A 22,063-nucleotide genomic window follows, 5' to 3' on the forward strand; every position below is an offset into this window, starting at 1 on the left:
AGCAAGTGTATTTATTAAACGCAGCATTAGTTCTTCGTTATTAATACACATGAGTACAAGTTTGCTTAAACATCAGCAGGCGTATCATACAAAAGCAAATAAAAAATTCTTTATAGCTATTTGTTTGCCTGTATGCATTTTGAATTTGTAATTGTTTAAACAGATAATTGACTAAGCTAAATATCCTTTCGTTAATTCGAAGTTGCCACTGGTTGTTTTCTTTCTTCTTCCTGTATTCTGCTTTATAAAATTTGTCTTATTAAATCAACACACATGAAAAAGATTCTCTTTATTCTGATTATTATCATTACAAAAAATGTGATGTATGCTCAAGGTGTAAAAATAGGAGCAGTAGGAAACCCCGATCAACATGCCATACTTGAATTAGATGGAAGTGCAGGAAAGGGATTATTACTGCCCCGCATTACCGATGTTCAAATGAACGCCATGGCTGCACCCGATGGAATGATCGTTTATAACAGCACCGATGGTTCTATCTATTTAAGAAAAAGCGCTGCGTGGGTAGTGGTAGCAGCAAACAATAACAACGGAGGTTTTAGTTTGCCTCTTACCGCTTCTCACAATGTAGATGGTGGTTATGTTTTAAATCTTACTAACACTTCGGTGAATGGTGTTAATGGTGCTATAAAAGGATACAGCAGCACAAGTGGCTACGGTGTTCATGGCAGTTCTTTTACAGGAATTGGTGGATACTTTAAGTCTGATCTTGGACCTGCACTTGTAACTGGTACAGGTGATGTAGGTATTGGAACAGCAATGCCGGTAGCTAAAATTCATGCTGTTAACAACAATTCCAACCTTTTCCAGTTGGAAAATACCACTGCATTAAACCCAGGCATTAACACAAGAGCGTATTTTAAAACCGGCGCTTTTTACACCGGCGGAATCGGAAGCACCGGCATTGGCAGCCTTAATGCGAGGATGTCTTTTTTTAGCGGAGTGACGGCTTCGGGAGATGCACTTATTGAAAAAATGTCCATACTTGCCAATGGGAATGTAGGGATTAATACGACGGCACCTGCCTCTAAACTGGATGTAAATGGAAAGGGTACATTTAGCCAGGGCGCCGGCGAAAATGCAGCGATAGAAATAAAAGGCAATATCAGAGTATCAGGTGTTAATGCGCCGGCCTTTACGGTTACTCTCACAGGGCCAGATACAAAAAAAATAGTGATTGATCATCCTTCCTGTAACGGCGATCCAAATGCGCTTCTTTTCATAACACAAACAAGTGGATTATTGATGCCTTATGAAGCAAAGTGGGACGCTGGCCTTCAAAAATGGACGATAATCACAGGAGGTCATATTATAGCACTCAGATTTGATTACAACCTTAAAAATTGTAGCGACGAATGCATTTCTGTCCCCGTAGGGGTCCCCACCGAAAGTCTATTCTATACAGGACATCAATTTAATGTACTCGTTATAAAACAATAAATATGAAACAACTTTTATTTACACTGTCTGCATGTATTTGTTGTTTGATAGCAATCTCCCAGCAGTTAAAAATTACTCCTGGTACTTTTCTAACAAATAACAATGCTGCTATTACTGTTTACAATACCAGTATTCAAAATGATGGTTCATTATCCGGAAGCGGTGGAACAATTGTTTTTACCGGGAGCAACGACAACAGCATTTCTGGTAATGGCAGTACCAATTTTCACAACATTCAACTATCTAAACAAGCTGGCAGCAAACTCATACTTCAAAAAAACATTTCCGCATCCGGTGCAGTTACATTTAACAGCGGGCTGATTGACCTTGGTAATCAGCAATTCGAATTAAACTATCCTGGTGGGCTGCTGCAAAACGAAAATGAAAACAGCAGAATATTTACAGCGGGCACAGGAGAAATTTTCATCACACAAAATTTAAATGCCCCAAACAACAGCAATCCCGGGAACCTGGGAGTTATTCTTTCCAGTACCGTTAACCTTGGAATGACAACAGTGCGCCGGGGGCATGCCATTCAAACAAACTTAAATCAACAACAAAGCATCAACCGCTATTTTAATATTCTGCCTGCTGTTAACAGCAACCTCAATGCACAGTTACGTTATACTTATTTTGATGCCGAACTGAATAATCTTACTGAAAGCAGCCTTGATTTGTTTGAGAAAGTTGGTGCAGATGATTGGAAACAATCAACAGTCAATGGCACCAGCACACAATTAAACTATAAGGAAGTTTTCGGGCTTGCACAATTACATAAGTATAGTTTATTTCCATTGCCAGATCAATCTACAGGCGATGTACAAATTGTATGTCCCGGTGATGTTACTGTAAGCACAGGATTAACACAGCAACAAATAAACACCGCTTTTGCAGATTGGTTAGATGATGTAACGGCAACGGGTGGTTGTAATGTTAGTATCACTAACAACAACACCGGCGCACCTCCGGCTTGCGGAGGTACGGTAAGCGTAACATTTACAGCAACCAATACTTGTGGAAATGGAGCTTCATGCACCGCCAGCTTTACTGTTCCTTCTACAGAAAATATACAACTTAGCTGTCCGTCAAACACCACTGTAAATGCATGTCAAACACAAACAGAGGTAAATATTGCATTTGCCAATTGGCTTGCATTGGTAACCAGCAGCGGTGGCACTATAACCACTACTCCTGCAAATCCAATTGCACCTTCTGCCTGTGGCGGATCTATAACTGTGGAATGGAAAGTGACAGGTACATGTTCAAGCAAAACATGCAGTGCCACATTTACAGTTGCTGCAGCTGGGAATATAGTTATTGATTGCCCGGATAACGTAACTCTGAATGCCGGATTAACACAGCAACAAATAAATACAGCTTACGATAGCTGGCTTGCATCTGTCACAGCATCCAGCGTATGTGGACTGAAGATTACCAATAACAGTACAGCCTATCCGGTATGTGGACAAACAGCAACTGTTACCTGGAAAGCAACCAGTTCTTGTGGAGATGAGACTACATGTAGTGCCACGTTCACTGTGCCTGCTTGCGATGTACCGGTTGAAACAGGAGAAGGATGCACACCGGGATATTGGAAAAACCATCCGAAAGCCTGGGGCTGTGGCTATACAACTAAGAGCAAGTTTTTTGATGTGTTTACGGTAATAACAAACTACCGGGGTTTGCCACAAAAAACAACAATGCTTGATGCGTTGAACCAAAATGGCGGTGGATACAGTGCATTGGCAAGACACGCTACAGGTGCTTTACTTAATGCTTGTCATAATGCTGTAGACTATCCTTATACGCCGGAAGAAATAAAAGCTGCAGTAGTGAGTATGTTCAACTTTGGAAATGCAGTGATAGGCAACAAAACATTCATAAATGTGGATACATTGAAGAATGAATTTGAGCGTGCAAATAACCTGGGGTGCCCATTGAATAATTCTAATAATCAGCCTTCGGCCGCAAGAGAGGCGACAAGCTCTTTACCAGAAAGCTTTACGCAGCTTAAAGTGGCAGCTTATCCTAATCCTTTTGTTGATGTGGTACGATTCACAATTCAATCTGACGTATCGGGCCAGGCAAGGTTAGATATTGTGAACATGATGGGCCAAAAAGTTGCAACTGTTTATAGTGGATTTATTGTAGCCAATCAAAGTAAACAAGTGGAATACAGATCTGCGACAAGAGTACAGGAAAATCTGATCTATATTTTCACAATTGGAGGCAAGCAGGTAACTGGTAAATTATTACAGTCACACTAATCGTTTTTCTTCATTCAAATTGGCTGTTCTTAATGGAACAGCCAATTTTTATTTTTGCCTGTCCTTTTTGCGCTACCTCCAGGCAACAATTTTTTATCGGGGGCTTGATCACAAATAATGAAGTCAGATTTTTTGGGATATTGTCGGGCGCCTCTCCCATTTTTATAGTAGAAAAGAGGAGGCTGCCAGAACGACATTGAACAGAAAAAACCGGGACGGATGGCAACAGCAATTGTATTCTCATAAACAATAACCTTTCGCTTGAAACAGTGCAGTAAAACTATACACTTGCAACCTGAAGGAAGGGCATCAAATAGATATTATAGGGGTATGAAATGTTCAGTAATGCTGCTTTTGACCAGGTCTTATCAAAAGGGTACCTTTTTTGAACATTATTGACTCTTAAAGATTGCTTGCACAATCCTTTATTGTTCCTAAAGATGATTTGGTCAGGCTGTTGGTATGTAAACACAAGCTCTATGAAATTCTGACAGGTCATTCCACGAATACACTCTTATCGAAAACCAGTAAAAAGGGAATACGGCGAAGGCAATACTTTAAATTCTTCTTTGAAGTATTTCGTGAAGTTCTTCGGATTATTTAATCCTGCTTCGTAAGCAATTTCAGCAATGGTCATCCTTTTTTCTAAAAGTTTCGCAGCTCTCTTTATTCTTATTCTGCTCTTTTAAACGATGACCGGGAACGGTAAGCAAAGAATAATGCACAACTCCGTTGTGCATTATTCTAAAATAACTTATTGCTGCAGACACTTCAAAAAGATGAACTATCGATCAGAAGTTTATCATGATCATTTTTTCTCTTTACTGTGCAACAAACGTATATGTCTTGCCTGCCTGTGTTGGGAAATCGTAGAGAAATGTTGGCTTTAATTCCGGCGATGTAACTGTTGCTTTTTCTGAAACAATTGGCGCCGGTATTTCTTCAACCTGGTAAAAGAGGTTCACATTTTTCCCGGTTGCTTGTTTTAATAAAGCACCTGTACCTGATTTCATTTCATTAGGAGCACGGAAGCGAAGATTACCTCCTAAAGTGGCTTTAATAACCAGTTTCACAAGCTTTCCATTTTTCCATTGCAAGCTTACAATTTCGAAACCACCTCTTGCACGAAGTCCGCTAACAGTTCCTGTTTGCCAAACATCAGGAAGCGCCGGAAGTAAATGAATGGCTTCATCAGCACTCTGCATCAACATTTCTGTAATACCTGAAGTGCAACCAAAATTGCCATCAATCTGAAAAGGAGGATGAGCATCGAAAAGATTATTGTAAGTACCTCCGCCTCCAGGATTGGTGCCTACGGGTGTCAATTGATTTTGAATCAGCTTATAAGCATGATTGCCATCCAGCATTCTTGCCCACCAGTTCACTTTCCATCCCATACTCCAGCCCGTTGACACATCGCCTCTTTGAATAAGTGTATTTTTTGCAGCACTATGCAATGCTGGTGTTCTATAGGGAGATATTTGATTGGAAGGAAACAATCCATAGAGATGAGAAATATGCCGGTGATGATCATTCGGATCATCCACATCATCAAGCCATTCCTGCAATTGGCCATATTGACCGATATGCATCGGAGGAAGACGTTTACGCATTAGTTTTAATGTATCAGCAAATGCAGCATCCTGTTTCAAAATTTCTGCGGCCTTTATTGTGGTGCTGAATAATTCAAAAACAATTTGATTGGTCATGGTAACACCTGCATCAAGTGCAGAACCCTGGTGTGCTGCCGGTGTATTTTCCGGTGATTCATCGGGATTAACTACCAGCCAATGATACTTTGGATGTTCTACCAAATAATCAACATAAAAAGTGGATGCGCCTTTTAGTACAGGATATATGGAAGTAAGAAAATTTTTATCGCCGCTATATAAATAATGCTCCCAAAGATGTTGGCTGGTCCACCCGTTTGATGCATTCCATAAACCCCAGTTAGCACCATCAATGGCACCGGTGATTCGCCAGATATCGGTATTGTGATGCGCTACCCAACCCCTGGCTCCATACATATCCTTTGCTGTTTGTTGCCCTGTAACAGACATATCTTTTACCATTTGCAAAAACGGTTCGTGCAACTCCGCAAGATTTGTTTTTTCTGCTGGCCAGTAATTCATTTCTGCGTTGATGTTGATGGTGTATTTGCTATCCCATGGCGCATTGATTCTATCATTCCATATTCCCTGCAGATTGGCAGCCTGACCGCCTGGTTGTGATGAAGAAATTAATAAGTAACGGCCATACTGGTAGTAAAGTGTTGCAAAAGAAGGATCATTGGTCGAACTAAAATTTTTCAACCGCTCATCTGTTGAAAGTTTGGCTGCATCAGTGGTGCCTAAATTTAATTTAACACGATTAAAATATTTTTGATAAGCAGCAATATGTGCAGGCAAAATGGTTGCGAAGGATTTTGGATATGCCTTGTTTAAATAATCTGCTGCTCTTTTATTTTCATCACCACTGATGTCGTGATAGTTATTGAAGTTGGTAGCAATAGAAATATAAACAGTAACAGCATTGGCATCTTTGATAATAAGCGAAGTATCATTTGCATTTAAACTTCCGCCTTCCAGTTTCATACGAACAATGCCTTTGTAATTCACCATGCCTTTCACCGTCTCGTGGTCAGAAGTTGTTCCGAAAATGGTTAGTTCTTTCGATGGCGTTGTTTTTATCGTTGCTCTTTTTTGTGGTGTTGTAAAAAATGCTGTGAAAGAAATACTTCGGGTTTTGTTTGCAGTTAATCTTATTACAACAACCCGATCAGGAAAAGAGGCCAAGGCTTCACGGGTATAGGTTACACCATTAACGGTATATGAAGTTTTGGTGACGGCTCTTTCAATATCGAGTTCTCTATAATAGTTTGAATAATTTTTATGCCCGTCAAAAGCCAATTGCAAGCTACCTACCGGTTCAAATTTTTGCCCATGAGATTTTTTAGTGATGATTGACTTGTTAACAACTCTTTCTGCTTCTTTCCTCTTGCCATCATATATGAGTTGCCTGATGAGAGCTAACGAATCCAATGCTAAAGGATTATCATTGCGGTTGGGGCTGCCGCTCCAAACTGTATGTTCATTTAGTTGTATCATTTCAGTTTCAACATTCCCATAAATCATAGCTCCCATTCTTCCGTTTCCAATGGGCAATGCATTTTCCCAGGTATTGCCGGATGGCTTGGTATACCAGAGTCTTAAATCTGTTCTGCTTTGTGAGAAACCATCGGTCACTACAAATAACAAAAGAGCAAAGAATATTTTTTTCATGAATTGCAATTGATTATTTAATAAAAATCTGTTTTCAATTTTTTTGCTACGATTCAAAAAAAGGTTTTTAATGGATTTACTGTACAGGAATTAATGATGCAGCAAACCCGCCCCGGCGAAGCAACTTAACATTCACCGAACTTGTTTTATCAACAACTAAATATTGCATTGCAAAATCTTTATCGTGTTTGCCATCTGCTATCAAAGTGAGTTTATATTTTACTCCGTCAGGTAAAAAATCAAATTTTACTGTTTTTGTTTTTTCTCTTTGTTCTGCGTTGACACCGCCAATATACCAATCATTTCCTTTGCGGCGTGCAATGATCACATCTTTGCCGGGATAACCATCCAGTAATTTGGTATCATCCCATGCATTGGGCACATTCTTCAAAAATGTTCTGGCAGCATCAGGTAATGCATAATAACCTTCAGGTCTGTCAGCCATGTGTTGCATGCCGGATTCAAACAACACACTCAATGCCAGCTCATGTCCATACGAAGTAATATGCGGATATTGTGAATTGGTAAATGTAACGGGTGTATAATCCATTGGTCCTACAACGTTACGTGTAAATGGAAGCGTTGCATTATGTTCAGGTGCAGGCATTGTAAAATCAGCTGTGTTGTTGTACCACTCGGCACCACGTACTGCTTCGTGCGTCATCAGGTTTGGATAGGTTCTCTCCCAACCTCTCGGTACAATGCAACCATGGAAGTAAACCATCATTTCAAATTGAGCGGCATCTTCTAAAATGTCCAAATAATATTTGATCATATCCTGCTTCTCGCTTTCGAAGAAGTCCACCTTCACGCCGGCAAATCCCATTTTTTTCAGCTTGGTAAATTCTTCTACACGGTTTTCATGCGTGAGCATGCGATCACGGGGTGTTGCCATAACACCTGTATGAGGTCCGCCGGAGTTGTACCAGATCAATGGCTTTATGCCTTTTGACTTAATGTACTTTACTGCATCTTCCAAATTACCACCGTTGCTCATTACATCCCATTCCCAATCGAGCAATGTGTAAGGCCAATTCATTTCAGCAGCGAGATCAGCAAACTCACAAACAGTTTTATAATCTTTTGTTCCGTGATTACTCGACCAGTAATTCCATGAGGCAATTCCCGGTTTGATCCAATCTTTATTTTTTATTAGGGATGGAGAAGATATATCATTAACCAAAGTTGATTCAACAATATCTGCAAGTGCTCCCATAATAACCACACGCCACGGTGATTTCCAGGGAAGTGTTATGGTTGGGGTTGATTCCCCAAGGCCTCTTCCATCTTTTGGGTTTGGAAAGGTGAGTTTGTATTTAGATGAATCGGTTGCATTATTCAATTTGGTACCACAGTAATTTCTGTTTACATCAGATTCGTGCAATAAAAACCAACAATCCTTATTACTGGTATTGAAAAGTGCAGGATAACCCCATTCACCAGGGAGCACTTTATCATTACTCATGGTCGTATAAAGACCTTCATTTGCAGTATTCCACTTCTCCATCCACCTTGTGGTTTCTGATGGAATGGAATAAGATGTCAGTTCATCTTTTACAACAAAACTTCCCTGCTTTTCAGGAAACTCATATCGAAAAGCAATACCATCATTATAAGCCCTGATGATGATATTGAATTTTGCTTTAGACGGATTTTCAAAGGAGATTACTACTTCATTTGCAGAATTTTTGCAAACCGATTTTTTACCATACAAGGCGCTGTATTCTTCGTTTATTAAAACCGGCTTTCCTGCTTTCAAAAATTTTAAACTCTTTGAAAAATCCTGGTCGCTGCGCAACAGTCCTAAAGCAATACGTGGAATGGCTTCTGTAATTTTCCCATTGCTGTTGTAAGATGCCCTGATGTACCATTCACCCACATCCGTATTTTGCTGACAAAAAACAGCAGCATTAATTTTTTGATCAGGCGATTGAATCTGTACTTTTTGTGCAAATGCCAGGCTGCTAATGAAAACCGGAAATAGAAGAGTAAGAATCCTAAGCTTTGTCATTGTTTATTTCTTAAAGTTTTACTGTAACTTTTTTTCCTGTGTAGGTTATTACCTTATCAGGTTGGCTGACCGTGTTTTCTCCTGCGCCTTTATTTTTATCAACCAAAACAATGTTGAATTTTCTATCGGTAAGCATTCCGGGAAAGGAACCATTTCTGTCGCCGACAGTTAACGTTTTCTTTTTATCATCCCAGTTAAAGCTGATAGTTGAATAAATTCCTTTTTCATAATTGTAATTGTCATTCTCATCTTCATACAATACAAATGTTCCATTTGCTCCGGGATAAACTCTTATTTCAAGATTGTCCCATTTTTTTTCTGTAGCATATTGAACATTTGGGCCAACAGGAATAACAGAACCTGCTTTCACATAAAGCGGAATCTTGTCTTGCGGCGCATCTGTTTTTATGGTTTGTCCGCCGGTGAAACGCTTGCCTGTCCAGAAGTCATACCATGTTGTTGATTTTGGCAAGTAAACATTCCATTCGTTAACGCCTGCTTCTGTGACGGGCGCAACAAGAAAAGACTTTCCAAACATGTATTCGTAAGATTGTACAATAGCTGTTGCATCATTTTTAAAATCCATCACCATTGGTCTCATAATAGTCGACCCGTTTTTTGAAACCTGCCATGCTTCGGAATAGATGTAAGGCATCAAACGATAACGGAGATTCAGCATGCTCCGCATATCTGCTTCAACCGTATCGCCATATTTCCATGGTTCTGTTTCTGTTTGATAACCATGAATGCGAAAGATGGAATTGAACGTCCCCCACTGAAACCATCGTGTGAGAAGGTCATGATATTTTGGATCGGTGTATTGAGATTTACCGGGGCGGAAGAAACCACCGATATCTGTTGTCCAGTAGGGCATGCCGGTTAAATTGTAGTTCAGTCCGGCAACAATTTGTCTTTTATAAGAATCCCATGTCCCACCAATATCGCCTGACCAATTAATCGTTCCGTAACGCTGCTGACCTGCAAATGCAGAACGTGTGAGAATTGCAACTCTTTTTTGAGGATCTGTTGCACGTTGACCATCATAAATTGCTTTGCTTACAAAAAGCGGATAAGTGAGGCGATAAAAATTTCCCAAACCAAAATATGTTTGTTTGCCTGCCAGTGCATCATTCTCCGGTTCTGTTGCATCCATCCACCATGAGTCAACACCTTTGCTGAAAAGATTTGTGTTTAGTGCATTCCAGTGTGTGTTTCTTGTTTCAGGATTAAAAATATCGATCCATGGACTGTTGGGTATGTAAAGATTCTTTTCAAGATAGGGTTTTGCAACATCAGATTTTTTATCGAGATTTTCCCAAACAGAAATAGAAAAACGTGCATTCAAATCATGCAGTTGTTTGATGAATTGTTCAGGGTTAGGATAATTGGTGGTATCAAATCTCGGAACACCCCAACCATTCTGTCCCCAGTATTGCCAATCCTGCACAATCACATCCACCGGCAACTTTCTTTTCCGGAATTCCTCCATTGTTTGTACCAAATGTTTTCCCGAAGTGTAACGTTCGCGGCATTGCCAGAAACCATAAGCCCACAATGGAAGCATGGGCACATTCCCCGAAAGATTTCTGTATGTACTGATCACTTCATCTGCATTCTTTCCATAGAACACAACGTAATCCAGGTCTTTTGCATTGGGCGAACGAAATGTTGTTGTATTGTCTGTTTTCTTCCATGATAATTTTGGCGTGTTTGATGATTTACAAACCACCTGAACATTATGTTCACCTGCTTTTAATTTTACGACATTACTTACCGCAGGTGGAAGCCAAAAGTTGGATTGATCAATAACAGCATTACCATCAACCAAAACCAAATGCCTGTTGTCCATATCACCCAAATCAAGCATTATTGAATACTCGCCATCAGCAGGAACAGAAAATTTTCCTTTATACAATGATTGCTGTTGCGAAACTTTTTGAGTACCTGATGATGTTGTTACTTCCTCTGTCTTGTTTTCTGCTGAAGAATTATTTTGTTTCGAGAGCTTTATTTCATTGTCCGCAGGATTAAAATAAGTAAGGCCATATTGATGCCATAGAATTCCATAGCCTTTGCTTGAATAAACAAAGGGAATTGAAATTTGCGAATTGACCTGGGTAAGTTTTCGTGCAAGGTTTCTTAAATTATAATGACCATCCTGGAATTGGCCTAAGCCAAATAAATATTCATCCGCAGGTGAATCAAAGCTTTGTTCTGCTACAAAACAATTTTGCCCTTCAACTGTATCTGCAATTAATCTTCTGCGTGCAGGTTTTTCTCTTAAAAATATTTTACCTGTATTATCACTATAATTGATTGCGCCAGTTTGTTTGTCGAATAAAACTGTGATTGCTTTTGTACTCAATTTCAGTTTTGAAGAAGTTTCAGAAAACTGAAATGCCGGGACAGGAAGTTTATTGACCAAAACAAATTCTCTTTCTTCTCCGATCCCTTTTTTCCATTGTACTCTTATTGCTTTATCCGATAAAGGAGTAATATTCAAAACACCTTCAGAAAGTTGTATCGAAAGATGATCTTTCTGCAAACTGTACTTATTATACACCTGTGCAAATGCAAGTGCTGGTATCAGAGCGACAATAAAAAATAAGCTTCGTACAGGAACTGAAAGGATAAGATGTTTAAATTTCATACAATTATTTATTTGTCTTTAATTCTTATTGTTATTTTTTCCAATCACCTCATAGTCATACTGAAACCAGTCAACATCCACGTAACCCTTATCTCCTTCAGCATTGAAATTAAAAATCCCGATACGGTCTCCCCGGTAGCTGCCCCATGTTAATTGATATGTGGTTCCAAAAGATTGATAAGACTTACCATCAGTACTAAAAGCATAATAACTGACTCCATTGGCATCCCATGTTGAGCGAAGCCAAACAGATTTTCCAGTAATCTTTATTTCCGAAGAATCTTTTTCATTTACAGAATAAACCAACCTGCGTATTCCATTTACCTGTTTGATTCCAAACAAACTATTACTCGTGGTTGAAAAATGTGTCAATCCACAGAATTGACCATCAGCTATGTGGCTGATATCCATTTTTACAGTTACTACATTGGAAGAAGTACGCATGCTGCGTTGTGTGATGGTATTTCCTGCACGAAGTATAACACTCTTTTGTCTGTTTGATTGAATGGGTTGAAAAGCATAAAGCCTCAGAAAACCTTTACGTTCTGTTAAAGACCATTTATCAGCCCTTGGCTGATAGTTCCATTCCCATTGAACGTTTAGTTTGTTCGTTTTGAAATTATCACTGCTTTTAATAGAAAGTTTCTTTTTGTATGCTATTGGTTTTGCTCCGCTCCAAACCATGCGGCCGATTGTATCAGCTTCTGGTTTACCAATGATCGGCCATTCATCAATCCAGTGAACAGGTAACAGACTGGCAGGACGTCCTTCCCAATCTCCGCTACCATGATGGGTGAAGAAATACCATTTGCCTGTTGGTGCCTGCAATAATCCGCCCTGGTTAGGTTCCCTATCCAGCTTCTGATTAACATGATTTAATTGCCTGATTTCCCAGGGGCCGTAAATGTTTTTCGATCGTTCCATCATAATCACACGACCTTCTGGTTTCACTTCGCTGAAATAATGGTAATAAAATCCATTGATCTTATAAAGCTTATTCGCTTCGCTTCCCTGCGATTGATGTATGATGGAGTCAGATTCCATGATCAGGCTTCTTCCATCAGGTGCCATTTTAAATAAATGAATGTTGTACTTCTTGTTGGTTTTCGGATCCAAAGCAAAATTGGTAGCAATAAAATAGAGCTGGCCATCATCATCACAAAACGAACAGCAATCATCCCATCCGCTTACCTTCCATAATTGATGAAGAGGTTCCCAGGGGCCGGCAGGATTGGTAGCAGAACTCATAAAAAAACCATTATCCGGCGTACCGAAATACACCCAAAACTTATTCTTATAATATCTTATGGAGCCAGCCCAAATACCTTTACCATAACAATTCATACGATCCCAATTCAATTGCGGACTGATGCGTGTGAGATCATCAACCACATGACTGATAATTTCCCAGTTCACAAGATCTTTGGAATGAAGCACTACCATGCCCGGCGAAAATTGCATTGTAGACGATATTGCGTAATAATCATCACCTACACGTATGGCATCAAGATCGCTGTAGTCTCCCGGAAGAACAGGGTTAACATACGTTCCATTTCCCTGGTCGCCCCACTTGCCAGTCATTTGAGCATGTAAGCATAAACTAGCCAGTTGCCAACAAAACAAGAGCGATAAAAATCTGAGATGAATCATCTGAAAATAAAGTCGTTTTCTTTTTTAATAAATATTTGTAAAAGAGATTATAAAAATCATTTCATCAATCGCACATAAAATATTCTTGGTGTCCTTGAATTTTCCGAAGAAGAAAACTTCACTTCATCAAATCCAGTTGAAGAATTAAGAAAATTATCCGGTATGACATAATCAACATCAAAGAAAGAATTTCCTTTTCCTCCCGCTAAATTTTCTTTTTTCAACAAAGCTCCATTCATGAAAACATCAAAACTGCTTTTATCAGCTCCGTAATAAGTGACTCTTAATTTCTTTCCTGCACTTTGACTATGTTTTAATTGATAACTGAACCATCCACTTGCATTGCGCCAATGTTTGTCTTTAAATATTCCTGTTTCAGTTTTATCGCCTTTGAACTGATGATCGACTTCGGATTGTTGTTCTCCGGGAGCGACCTGGTCAACTGTATTATTTTCGAGTTCAATTTTTTGTTTTTCTTCCTGCTTTAATTTTTCCTGGATTTGCTTCAGTTCTTTTTCATCAGTTATTCTCCAGTAAATTATGTACCGTGCATCATGGATAGTGGAGAAAGGTTGAAGAATTAAATTTTTAAATGAAGATGGATAAATCAAATCAGCCGCAGTGAAATGAAGTGGTTCATCTTTCACCGCTTTCAATTGCAAGGCAGGATTGCTTCCAGAAGAACCAATCATTGGCGCTTTGTCAATTGGATAGAGAGGACCGCTTGCTACATGTCCCATTCTGCTTCCATCAGCTTTTAACCCAACCATATTTGATGCATCAGTTTTTGCGGCTAAAACAATCGGACCATAAACAAATGAAGCCCAGGGTGAGCCATCTGGCAAATACTCCATTGTAGCTTGCATCGGTAAACGAATAGAGACAATATCACCCGTTTTCCATGTTCTGTTTATCACTACAAATCCATTCGCATTTTTTGAAGCTTTTAACTTCTGACCATTTACTGTTACCTGCAATTGTCCATCTTTCACCCAGGAAGGATAACGAAGATGAACTCCAAATGATTTGGATTGCGTGACTGTAAACTTTAATGTTGATACTTGTTGATAAGGAAAGTTTGTTTGTTGAATTAACGAAACTCTTTTTTCTTTCCAATCCAGTTTTGATGCAATAAACAAGTTGACAAAAAGATCATTTGTATCATGAGCATAAATCAGGTCACCATACTTGCCGTGATTTTCCATTCCGGTTCCGACACAGCACCAAAAACATTCCTGCGGTTGGGAATACACACGATAATGCTGAGGCCTCATTGGCGTGAAATAAACAAAACCGCCTTTGGGATTCTCTGAAGATAAAATATGGTTGAATACGGCCCTTTCGTAGTAATCGATGTAAGAAGCTTTTGGATTGGATAAAAACAATTTCTCTGTCAACCGCAACATGTTGTAAGTGTTGCATGTTTCAGGTCCCTGCACATCATCAATCATGGAAGAGAAATCTGCCGAGGGATTGAAATGTTCACGAACGCTATTGCCTCCAATGGAAACCGTTCTGTGTTGAACAACCGTAGTCCAGAAAAATTCAGCAGCATTCGCCCATGATGTATCTCCATCAATTTCTGCGATGCGTTTGAAGCCGATGACTTTGGGAATTTGCGTATTGGCATGTAGACCGTTCAGTGAATCTTTGTCTTCAAGAAGCGGTGATAGTATGGCTTTATGTGAAAGTTTCTTAGCCATCACTAAATATTTATTGTCGCCGGTGATCGCTGCTACGTCTGCAAACACTTCATTGATTCCACCCTGCTCACTCCTGAGCATTTGTTGAATCTGATCGTCGGAGAGATTTTTGGTGAGATCAATAAACCAATCGGATAGTTTGACAAGAATTTCTTTTGCTTCTTTATTTCCTGCAATCAAATGGGCATCACGAAGCCCGGCAAATAATTTATGAATATTGTAAAGGGGCACCCATTTGCGAGAATAACTGCCACCAATGATTTTACCTTGCGAAATCTCCTGCCACATGGCTTTTCCACCGGGCACTCCGCTCACATATCCATTCCCATTTTTTCGCTGACATGAATCGAGCCAACCAACCATGTAATTTAAGCGACGCAATGCTTCTTTGCTGCCGGTTGCTGCATACATATTTGCAAGTGCAGATAAATAATGACCGCCGATATGGCCGTCCAATCCCGAGCTCTCCCAGTTGCCATATTTTTCTTTTTTTGGTTGTATACCGGCCTCTTTAAGAAATGGTGCAAGCAAACGGTCAGGATCGAGTTGCAGCATGTATTGCAGATCTGCATCCTGGGCTTTCCTGAACGGACTGTTTAAAAGTTGGACAGATGATAAAGGGAAGGCAGATAATTTGTTTTGAGAAAAGCATGTAATGGAAAGAAAAGATGAAACAACAAATGCAATAACGATTTTCATTTTGGTCGATTGTAAATATTTCCGGCAATTTATTTTATTTTAAGTAATCAAACACAAAAGCAATATGAAATGGATCATCTGAAAAACAATTCCATTTATCTTTTAATAAATATGCCACTCCCAAATTCCGTTGATACCGTTCAAAATTTTTACTCTTAAATAGCGGGCTTTTATATTCAACTTGTCTATATGTGGCGATTGAACAATAACCTCACTATGCCCGCCACACGGTTTCCATGTTTTGCCGTCGATGGAATACTCTAACACATAAGCATGTCCCGCAGTGGGGCGAACAAAATACACTACACTGCGTTTGATATTTTGTGACTTTCCCAAATCTGCAATGATCCACGATGTTGAATCTTCAGGAGCAGCCATCCATCTCGAGCCATTTGCATCATCAAAAGCAAACTGCGAAGAAAAGGATTCTGTTCTTTTAAACAAAGAATCCTGGTTTGGTTTAATGATCAAACCGGAGCGAACACTTGATGCTTTTGAGTTGACAACCTTGGTTGTTTTTTCTTTTGGTACAGCATGAAGAGCGCCTACTCCATTTAGTGTTAGATCAACAGGTCGAATGGTTCCATCTTCATTAAACTCGAGCTTATTCACATAAGTTTGCCGGTTAGTGCTTCTGCGGCCAAATTCCAAATAAGCAAAATAGTAATTATCAGTGCCGGGCACATTAAATACACAACCATGACCCGGACCAAAAATCTGCCGTTCATGATTGGTAGTGGTTATGATATCATCTTTAGGAAATTCGAATGGTCCCAGTGGTGATGTCTTACTCATTCCATAAGCATATTGGTATTTTTCATCACCACCCAATGTGTACAGGTAGTAATAAATTCCTTTTCGTTTAAAAAAGATGGGGCCTTCAGAATAACCTTCTCGTTTTGTTGAAATTTGAATGGTGGAGAAAGTATCTACAGAAACCATATCCCGGTTCAGTTTAGCTGCAAACCTGCGTTGCCAAAAAACATAAGCCTGCCCATCATCGTCAATAAAAACTTCTGCATCGATACCGTCAGGAGCTTTGCCATTTTTGGATTGTAATAGCGTTGCCGAAGTAAACCTTTTAGAAAACGTATCAACGCCTTTTGCCAGCTTAAAAGGTCCATTGGGAGAGTCTGCCACAGCCGGATACATAAAACCATTTACCGTTGGATAGATATAGTATTTGCCGTTGGCTGCAATAGCCTTGCTGGGAGCCCAGTATTTTTGTCCCACTGCAGAAGGAAAATAAAAACCTGAAAAACTCCAGTGAACAAAGTCTTTCGATTTCCATACTACCGGCGGGCCGGATGTTTTCAGTCCCTGATCGTATCCATCTGTGGTTGCATAACAATAAAACGTTCCATTGATTTCCTGGATGCTGGCATCAGCAATCATATCAGGAACCAGCGCATGGCCAAAAGGATTTTTATTTTGAGCTTTTACTGAAAAAAGAACAAACAATAGAAAGCAGCTCAATAATGCTTTTAGTATAACAGAAGAAAATTTAGGAGGAGGCAGTACATTAATCATTAGGTCATTTTTAATTTAACATTAATTCCTGCTGATGCTGGCCACAACAACACTAATACCTGTGTAGTCTTTATCATTTACTTTTTTGAATTAAAACATGATCAAAAAAAACTGTTGTTGAATTGGGCATGCCTGATGAGGCAAATAACCCCACAAAAACATTTTTATTGAGAGGAAGGACTTCGGTCTGCAATTGCTGCCACTTTTTTCCATCGTATGATAATGAACAAATAAAATTGTTTCCATTCCGTTGAAGCCGAAGCCAAACATAACCAGTCAGCCTTCCCCATGTAACGGCGGGTTCTGAAAGAGAAAGTGCATTAATACTTGTATCAACTTTTGCTGCCGTAACATTTCGTGCAATCATTTTCACACGCCAGTCAGGCAATTCAATATCTGCTTTTTTTGCCGGATAAATCATCAATGAAACAAAAGACGGATTATTTTCTGATTCTTCACGCATCATCAAACCCATTTGCGAAAACTGTGAACTTGGCTGCGGAACAAATCGTGCAATCATTTCTCCATTGCCTGATATTGGTTGATAAGTAAAATGCAATTCATCGTTTGTGTTATCTGAATTTTTTCCAAACGATTCTATTGTAAATATTTTTCCATCAAAAGAAGTTGTACCCCTCGCATTGCCAATATCTTTTTGTTTCCATGCAGAAGGCAATCCTGCTGCACTTGCAGTTTCATAAGAATTTGCACTTTCTCCTTTTTCATTTAATGCCGTGATCGTATAATAATAAGTTGCGCCCGGCTTCACCTGCTTATCAACATAAGTAGATTGCTTAACATTCCTTGCTATTATTGAATAAGATCCCCCGGCTTTTGTTGCCCTTTTAATGGTGTAAGCAGTTGCTCCAACCGATTCAATCCACTTTAATTTAATTTCTTTGCCAGAACCATCTGCAATAACAGCGCCTGGCGCAACAGGACGGGTATCGATAAAAGTTTTTTTCTTTGATGCAAAATATAATGTTCCATATCCCGGATGATCGGCGCCTGGTTTGCCCGGACCTTCGGGGCGAAGTTTTTCTGCTGCTTGTTGAACAAAAGGTGCAGTCAGTCCCATTTGAATAACGTAGTGATTATACACTTGTTCATACACAGCACGAAGTTCACCACGGGCTTTCTGTGATATTTGTGTGTGATGATATTTTCCTGTTCTGTCTAACCATTCTGTAAAAGGCACATCGTCGTTTCCTGAATTAAATTTTGCTGTGTATTCAAATCCTTTCAATAAACGGTTGTTGTCATAAGCATATAAATCTAACCCCTGGTTCCATGCAATGGCACAACATTCGGCAAGCATTCCAATTCCCAGTTGAGTATGCGCCTGGTCTCTTCCACTTTCCTGCACCTGTCCATCTTCATTAATGATGTAATGATTTAAACTTCCATTGCCGTGTCCCTTTGCATAATAATGCAAAGCTCTTTCGAACATTGATCTGTCATTGCAGAACACTGAAATTCCCATCATTGTTTTTATGGCTGCAGCGTCCCAATTTCCATTGGCAAACGGTGCAAAATCTTTAAGCACAGGATAGATAACTTTTTTGAAATGCTTTTCTGTTTGCCGGATGTCCGTTTCTTTCCATCCTGAACTGGTGTATCGAAGGATCTCTGCAGCATTGATCATTTTGAAAGGGCCAAGTCCCGCCATGAGTACAGCATCCTTTCCTGTTATTAATTTTAATGTTGAAGACCATGCATTCACAATTTCAATTGCTTTGTCGGCATAACGCTTATCGCCTGTAATGGCCCACATCACTGCATTTTGATGTGCAGCGTTGGCATCGTTATCATAGGCTGAAGCTCCAACAGTCGGATTTCTTCCCACCATTGCCAGCGGGCCTTGCATCTTATAAGTGTATTGTGATGCAGAATTTTGAATGAAGAGTTGATAGCCTGAATAAATTGGTTCCTGTTTATTGGCAACAGCCTTTTTCATTCGCTGCAGATCATCGTTGCTATGCAGGATGCCAGGGTGAACAAATGCCTGAGCACTGATAACTGTGTCAACAAAAAACAAGGCCACGCAAAAAAAGATGATGCCCTTAAACTGCTTTTGCATAAGAAAATTCATTGGGTTCGTTCCATAGCAACGCTGCTCCAAACACTCCGGCACTATCGCCTAAAACAGGTTTACAAATTGCTGTTGTCAACTTCCTGTTGTTGAACACATATTTTTTGATGCGTTCATAACCTTCAGTATAAAGCAGATCAATATTACCAACACCGCCACCGATAACAATTAAATTGGGGTCTATAACATTAATGAGAGTAGAAATTGCTTTGCCATAATACTCAAGCAAGCGTTCAATAGTTGCAGCAGCACATTTATCATTGCCTTCTTTATGTCTTGCCACAATCTCTTTCAGCTTCAAATTATTTTGGCTAAGTGCCGCATAATATTTTTCCAGTGCAGTTCCTGATATCACTTGTTCAACACATCCACTCTTTCCGCAATAACAATTGTATCCGTATTCGTCGAGAATGTTATGTCCCCACTCACCACCAAGACTATGATGACCATTGATTACTTTTCCATGTACCACCAATCCTCCACCCACTCCGGTACCCATGATCACCCCAAACACCACTTCAGCTGCCGGATAACTCTTTCCTGCGCCCATCAGCGCTTCTGCCAATGCAAAACTATTAGCATCATTGGCAATTTTCACTTCCGCCTGTAACAGTTTTTCAAGATCCGCTTTCATTGGTTGCCCATTCATACAAACGGTATTGCAATTCTTCATTAATTGCGTATCAGGCTCCAAAGCTCCGGGAGTAGCAAAACCAATTTTTACCGGGAGCAATCCTGTTTCACTTGTTACTTCATCAACCAATTTTTTTATTTGAGAGAGAATGTGATGATAGCCTTTCGGTGCTTCTGTGTCGATGCGCTTGCGAATGATCGGCTTGAAATTATTTTTTTTTTCGAGTACTGCACATTCAATTTTCGTACCTCCAAGATCAATTCCCCATAGTTTCATGTAAACGGTTTAATGTTAGGCGCATTCAATTTATTTTACCAATAAAACGATGCATGTTTTTTTACTTTATATAAGCGATAGCCAAATTCTCATGAAAGAACTTTTATCACATTTGCGTACGTCACTTCATCGGATTTTTTTTCAGGCAAAGAAACGATCAAACCAGTTTCATTTCTTTCAAAACTTAATGATTGCTTTGTGGGCAGCCATTCTATTTTTTGAATTTCTTTTGCAAAATGCTCACTGTTCTTTTTAAGACTTTTTATAACCAGTTTTCCATTTTCAGGCCAGCCCATAGCAGTGGCATACAGCACATCGCCTTTTGTAGCAAAGCGAATGTCTTCATGAGTGAATGGCTTTCCTTTTCCTTCATTAAAACCTTGAGCATTCAGTGCAGCAGCGGCTTGCTGTGCAGGCCCTTCACCAAATATCTTCCATGGCCGGGTGCCATAAATGCTTTCACTGTTTACTTTCATCCATGCTCCTATTTCTTCAACGATCTTCCTTTCTTTTTCATCAATGGTGCCATCCCCACGAACCGGAATGTTCAACATGAGATTACCATTCTTGCTTACAATATCAACTAAAGTCTGGATGACAGTCTTTGCTGTTTTATAACTATTTCGTTCGTATATCCCACGCTCATAGTGCCAACCTCCGATGCAGGTATCGGTTTGCCAGGGCAGCGGTTGTATCTCGTTGGCCTGTCCTCTTTCAATATCCCACACCATGGCTTTGCGTTGGTTCTCATCCAACACTTTTCCATTGATCACTGCACGAAGCTCTCCATGTTCTTTAATACTTTTATTATACATGTGAGCTGCAATACGCAAACCGGCGTCGTTAATGGGCCACAATGGAAATTGTGAGTCATCGAAATAAAGGACCTCAGGATTGTATTTGTTGATCAGATCTATAGTGCGGTTATAAAATTTTTCAATGTATGCTTTGTCTGGCGGATACACGCCGCTGCCCCAGTTCCATTGTTTGTGAACAGAGCCATTGTCTAAACTTTTTTCACTCAAAGGATGATTTTGTGCATACAGTTCCTGCGGGTCTAACCCTTCCCACCATTTACCTTTTCCATCTGCTTTTGTTAATTTTCCATCATAAGGAATACCTGCATACGCACCGGCTTTATCGGAACGTTGCGCCGATTCATACCAGCGCCATGCATGCGATGCATGCACACTTATACCAAATGGAAGAGCGTTATTTCTTGCTGCTTTCGCCCAACCAGCGATGATATCTTTTTTAGGGCCTATCTTAACAGAGTTCCAGTGCCTTTGATACTTGCTATTGTACAAATCAAAATTGTCGTGATGGTTGGCCATCGCCATAAAATATTGCGCACCTGCATTTCTGTATAAGCTCACCAATTCTTCAGGATCCCAGTTCTCTGCTTTCCATTCATTGATCACATCTTTAAATCCAAACTTAGAAGGATGCCCATACTTCTGAAGATGAATTTTATATTTAGCCGAACCTTCCTGGTACATTTCTCTTGCATACCAATCTCCTGATTCGGGCTGGCATTGCGGCCCCCAGTGTGCCCACATACCAAACTTGGCATCGCGAAACCAATCAGGCGTTTTATAATTCTGCAATGACTCCCACGTAGGTTTGAATGGACCTTTTGCAATGGGTTCACTTAAATATTCTGCTTGTAAAAAATCATTGCCCAATGTACGGGACAACCACAGTGAAGGCAAAGTGGCTGCCATTCCTTTGATCAGTGTTCTGCGTTTCATTTATAAAAAGTTCTGCGTTTAAGAGGTTAATAATATCAAGTTGTTTTTGATTAACAAAAGC

General features: G+C 39.8%; 12 protein-coding genes. 2 read left to right on the forward strand and 10 right to left on the reverse strand.

Going from position 1 to position 22,063, the window contains the following annotated elements:
- Positions 1-273 precede the first annotated feature (273 nt).
- Both ACFEL9_RS01640 and ACFEL9_RS01645 read left to right on the forward strand, forming a co-directional pair.
- The gene (locus ACFEL9_RS01640; RefSeq protein ID WP_385885544.1) at positions 274-1,458 is read left to right on the forward strand and encodes a phage tail-like protein; all 1,185 of its coding nucleotides are present in this window, start codon (positions 274-276) and stop codon (positions 1,456-1,458) included.
- A gap of 2 nt (positions 1,459-1,460) precedes the next feature.
- Positions 1,461-3,725 (forward strand): hypothetical protein, encoded by a 2,265-nt coding sequence (locus ACFEL9_RS01645; protein ID WP_385885546.1) that lies wholly within the window; start codon positions 1,461-1,463, stop codon positions 3,723-3,725.
- 514 nt (positions 3,726-4,239) lie between these two features.
- On the opposite strand, the gene ACFEL9_RS01650 is transcribed toward ACFEL9_RS01645, so the two are convergent.
- The 10 genes from ACFEL9_RS01650 to ACFEL9_RS01695 form a co-directional block, all read right to left on the reverse strand.
- The gene (locus tag ACFEL9_RS01650; RefSeq protein WP_385886600.1) at positions 4,240-4,401 is read right to left on the reverse strand and encodes a helix-turn-helix domain-containing protein; all 162 of its coding nucleotides are present in this window, start codon (positions 4,399-4,401) and stop codon (positions 4,240-4,242) included.
- A gap of 145 nt (positions 4,402-4,546) precedes the next feature.
- Positions 4,547-7,006 carry a glycoside hydrolase family 95 protein gene (locus ACFEL9_RS01655; RefSeq protein WP_385885548.1) on the reverse strand — a complete coding sequence of 820 codons (2,460 nt, stop codon included), beginning with the start codon at positions 7,004-7,006 and terminating at the stop codon, positions 4,547-4,549.
- A gap of 76 nt (positions 7,007-7,082) precedes the next feature.
- Positions 7,083-9,017: a glycoside hydrolase family 97 protein gene (locus tag ACFEL9_RS01660; protein WP_385885550.1), complete on the reverse strand. Its 1,935-nt coding sequence runs from the start codon at positions 9,015-9,017 to the stop codon at positions 7,083-7,085.
- Between the two features lie 10 nt (positions 9,018-9,027).
- Positions 9,028-11,667 (reverse strand): glycoside hydrolase family 31 protein, encoded by a 2,640-nt coding sequence (locus tag ACFEL9_RS01665; protein WP_385885552.1) that lies wholly within the window; start codon positions 11,665-11,667, stop codon positions 9,028-9,030.
- 18 nt (positions 11,668-11,685) lie between these two features.
- Positions 11,686-13,248 carry a glycoside hydrolase family 43 protein gene (locus tag ACFEL9_RS01670; RefSeq protein ID WP_385885554.1) on the reverse strand — a complete coding sequence of 521 codons (1,563 nt, stop codon included), beginning with the start codon at positions 13,246-13,248 and terminating at the stop codon, positions 11,686-11,688.
- A gap of 125 nt (positions 13,249-13,373) precedes the next feature.
- Complete coding sequence (locus tag ACFEL9_RS01675; RefSeq protein WP_385885555.1) at positions 13,374-15,719, reverse strand: beta-L-arabinofuranosidase domain-containing protein; 2,346 nt, start codon at positions 15,717-15,719, stop codon at positions 13,374-13,376.
- A gap of 102 nt (positions 15,720-15,821) precedes the next feature.
- On the reverse strand, positions 15,822-17,249 hold the full coding sequence (locus ACFEL9_RS01680; RefSeq protein WP_385885557.1) for a family 43 glycosylhydrolase: 1,428 nt from the start codon (positions 17,247-17,249) through the stop codon (positions 15,822-15,824).
- A 73-nt stretch (positions 17,250-17,322) separates the two neighbouring features.
- Positions 17,323-19,329 carry an alginate lyase family protein gene (locus ACFEL9_RS01685; RefSeq protein ID WP_385885559.1) on the reverse strand — a complete coding sequence of 669 codons (2,007 nt, stop codon included), beginning with the start codon at positions 19,327-19,329 and terminating at the stop codon, positions 17,323-17,325.
- Complete coding sequence (locus ACFEL9_RS01690) at positions 19,313-20,251, reverse strand: ROK family protein (RefSeq protein ID WP_385885561.1); 939 nt, start codon at positions 20,249-20,251, stop codon at positions 19,313-19,315. Before ACFEL9_RS01690 ends, ACFEL9_RS01685 begins: the two co-directional genes overlap by 17 nt.
- A gap of 89 nt (positions 20,252-20,340) precedes the next feature.
- Positions 20,341-22,002 carry an alpha-L-fucosidase gene (locus ACFEL9_RS01695; RefSeq protein ID WP_385885563.1) on the reverse strand — a complete coding sequence of 554 codons (1,662 nt, stop codon included), beginning with the start codon at positions 22,000-22,002 and terminating at the stop codon, positions 20,341-20,343.
- Positions 22,003-22,063 lie beyond the last annotated feature (61 nt).

Origin of the sequence: Terrimonas alba, assembly GCF_042434975.1 — a bacterium.
Lineage (GTDB): Bacteria > Bacteroidota > Bacteroidia > Chitinophagales > Chitinophagaceae > Terrimonas_B > Terrimonas_B alba.

Excerpts from the sequence above, each read along its gene's own strand:
- ACFEL9_RS01670 (WP_385885554.1), bottom strand. The coding sequence starts at position 13,248 with ATGACTGGCAAGTGGGGCGACCAGGGAAATGGAACGTATGTTAACCCT.
- ACFEL9_RS01685 (WP_385885559.1), bottom strand. The coding sequence starts at position 19,329 with ATGCAAAAGCAGTTTAAGGGCATCATCTTTTTTTGCGTGGCCTTGTTT.
- ACFEL9_RS01665 (WP_385885552.1), bottom strand. The coding sequence starts at position 11,667 with ATGAAATTTAAACATCTTATCCTTTCAGTTCCTGTACGAAGCTTATTT.
- ACFEL9_RS01675 (WP_385885555.1), bottom strand. The coding sequence starts at position 15,719 with ATGAAAATCGTTATTGCATTTGTTGTTTCATCTTTTCTTTCCATTACA.
- ACFEL9_RS01660 (WP_385885550.1), bottom strand. The coding sequence starts at position 9,017 with ATGACAAAGCTTAGGATTCTTACTCTTCTATTTCCGGTTTTCATTAGC.
- ACFEL9_RS01655 (WP_385885548.1), bottom strand. The coding sequence starts at position 7,006 with ATGAAAAAAATATTCTTTGCTCTTTTGTTATTTGTAGTGACCGATGGT.
- ACFEL9_RS01690 (WP_385885561.1), bottom strand. The coding sequence starts at position 20,251 with ATGAAACTATGGGGAATTGATCTTGGAGGTACGAAAATTGAATGTGCA.
- ACFEL9_RS01645 (WP_385885546.1), top strand. The coding sequence starts at position 1,461 with ATGAAACAACTTTTATTTACACTGTCTGCATGTATTTGTTGTTTGATA.
- ACFEL9_RS01640 (WP_385885544.1), top strand. The coding sequence starts at position 274 with ATGAAAAAGATTCTCTTTATTCTGATTATTATCATTACAAAAAATGTG.
- ACFEL9_RS01680 (WP_385885557.1), bottom strand. The coding sequence starts at position 17,249 with ATGATTAATGTACTGCCTCCTCCTAAATTTTCTTCTGTTATACTAAAA.
- ACFEL9_RS01695 (WP_385885563.1), bottom strand. The coding sequence starts at position 22,002 with ATGAAACGCAGAACACTGATCAAAGGAATGGCAGCCACTTTGCCTTCA.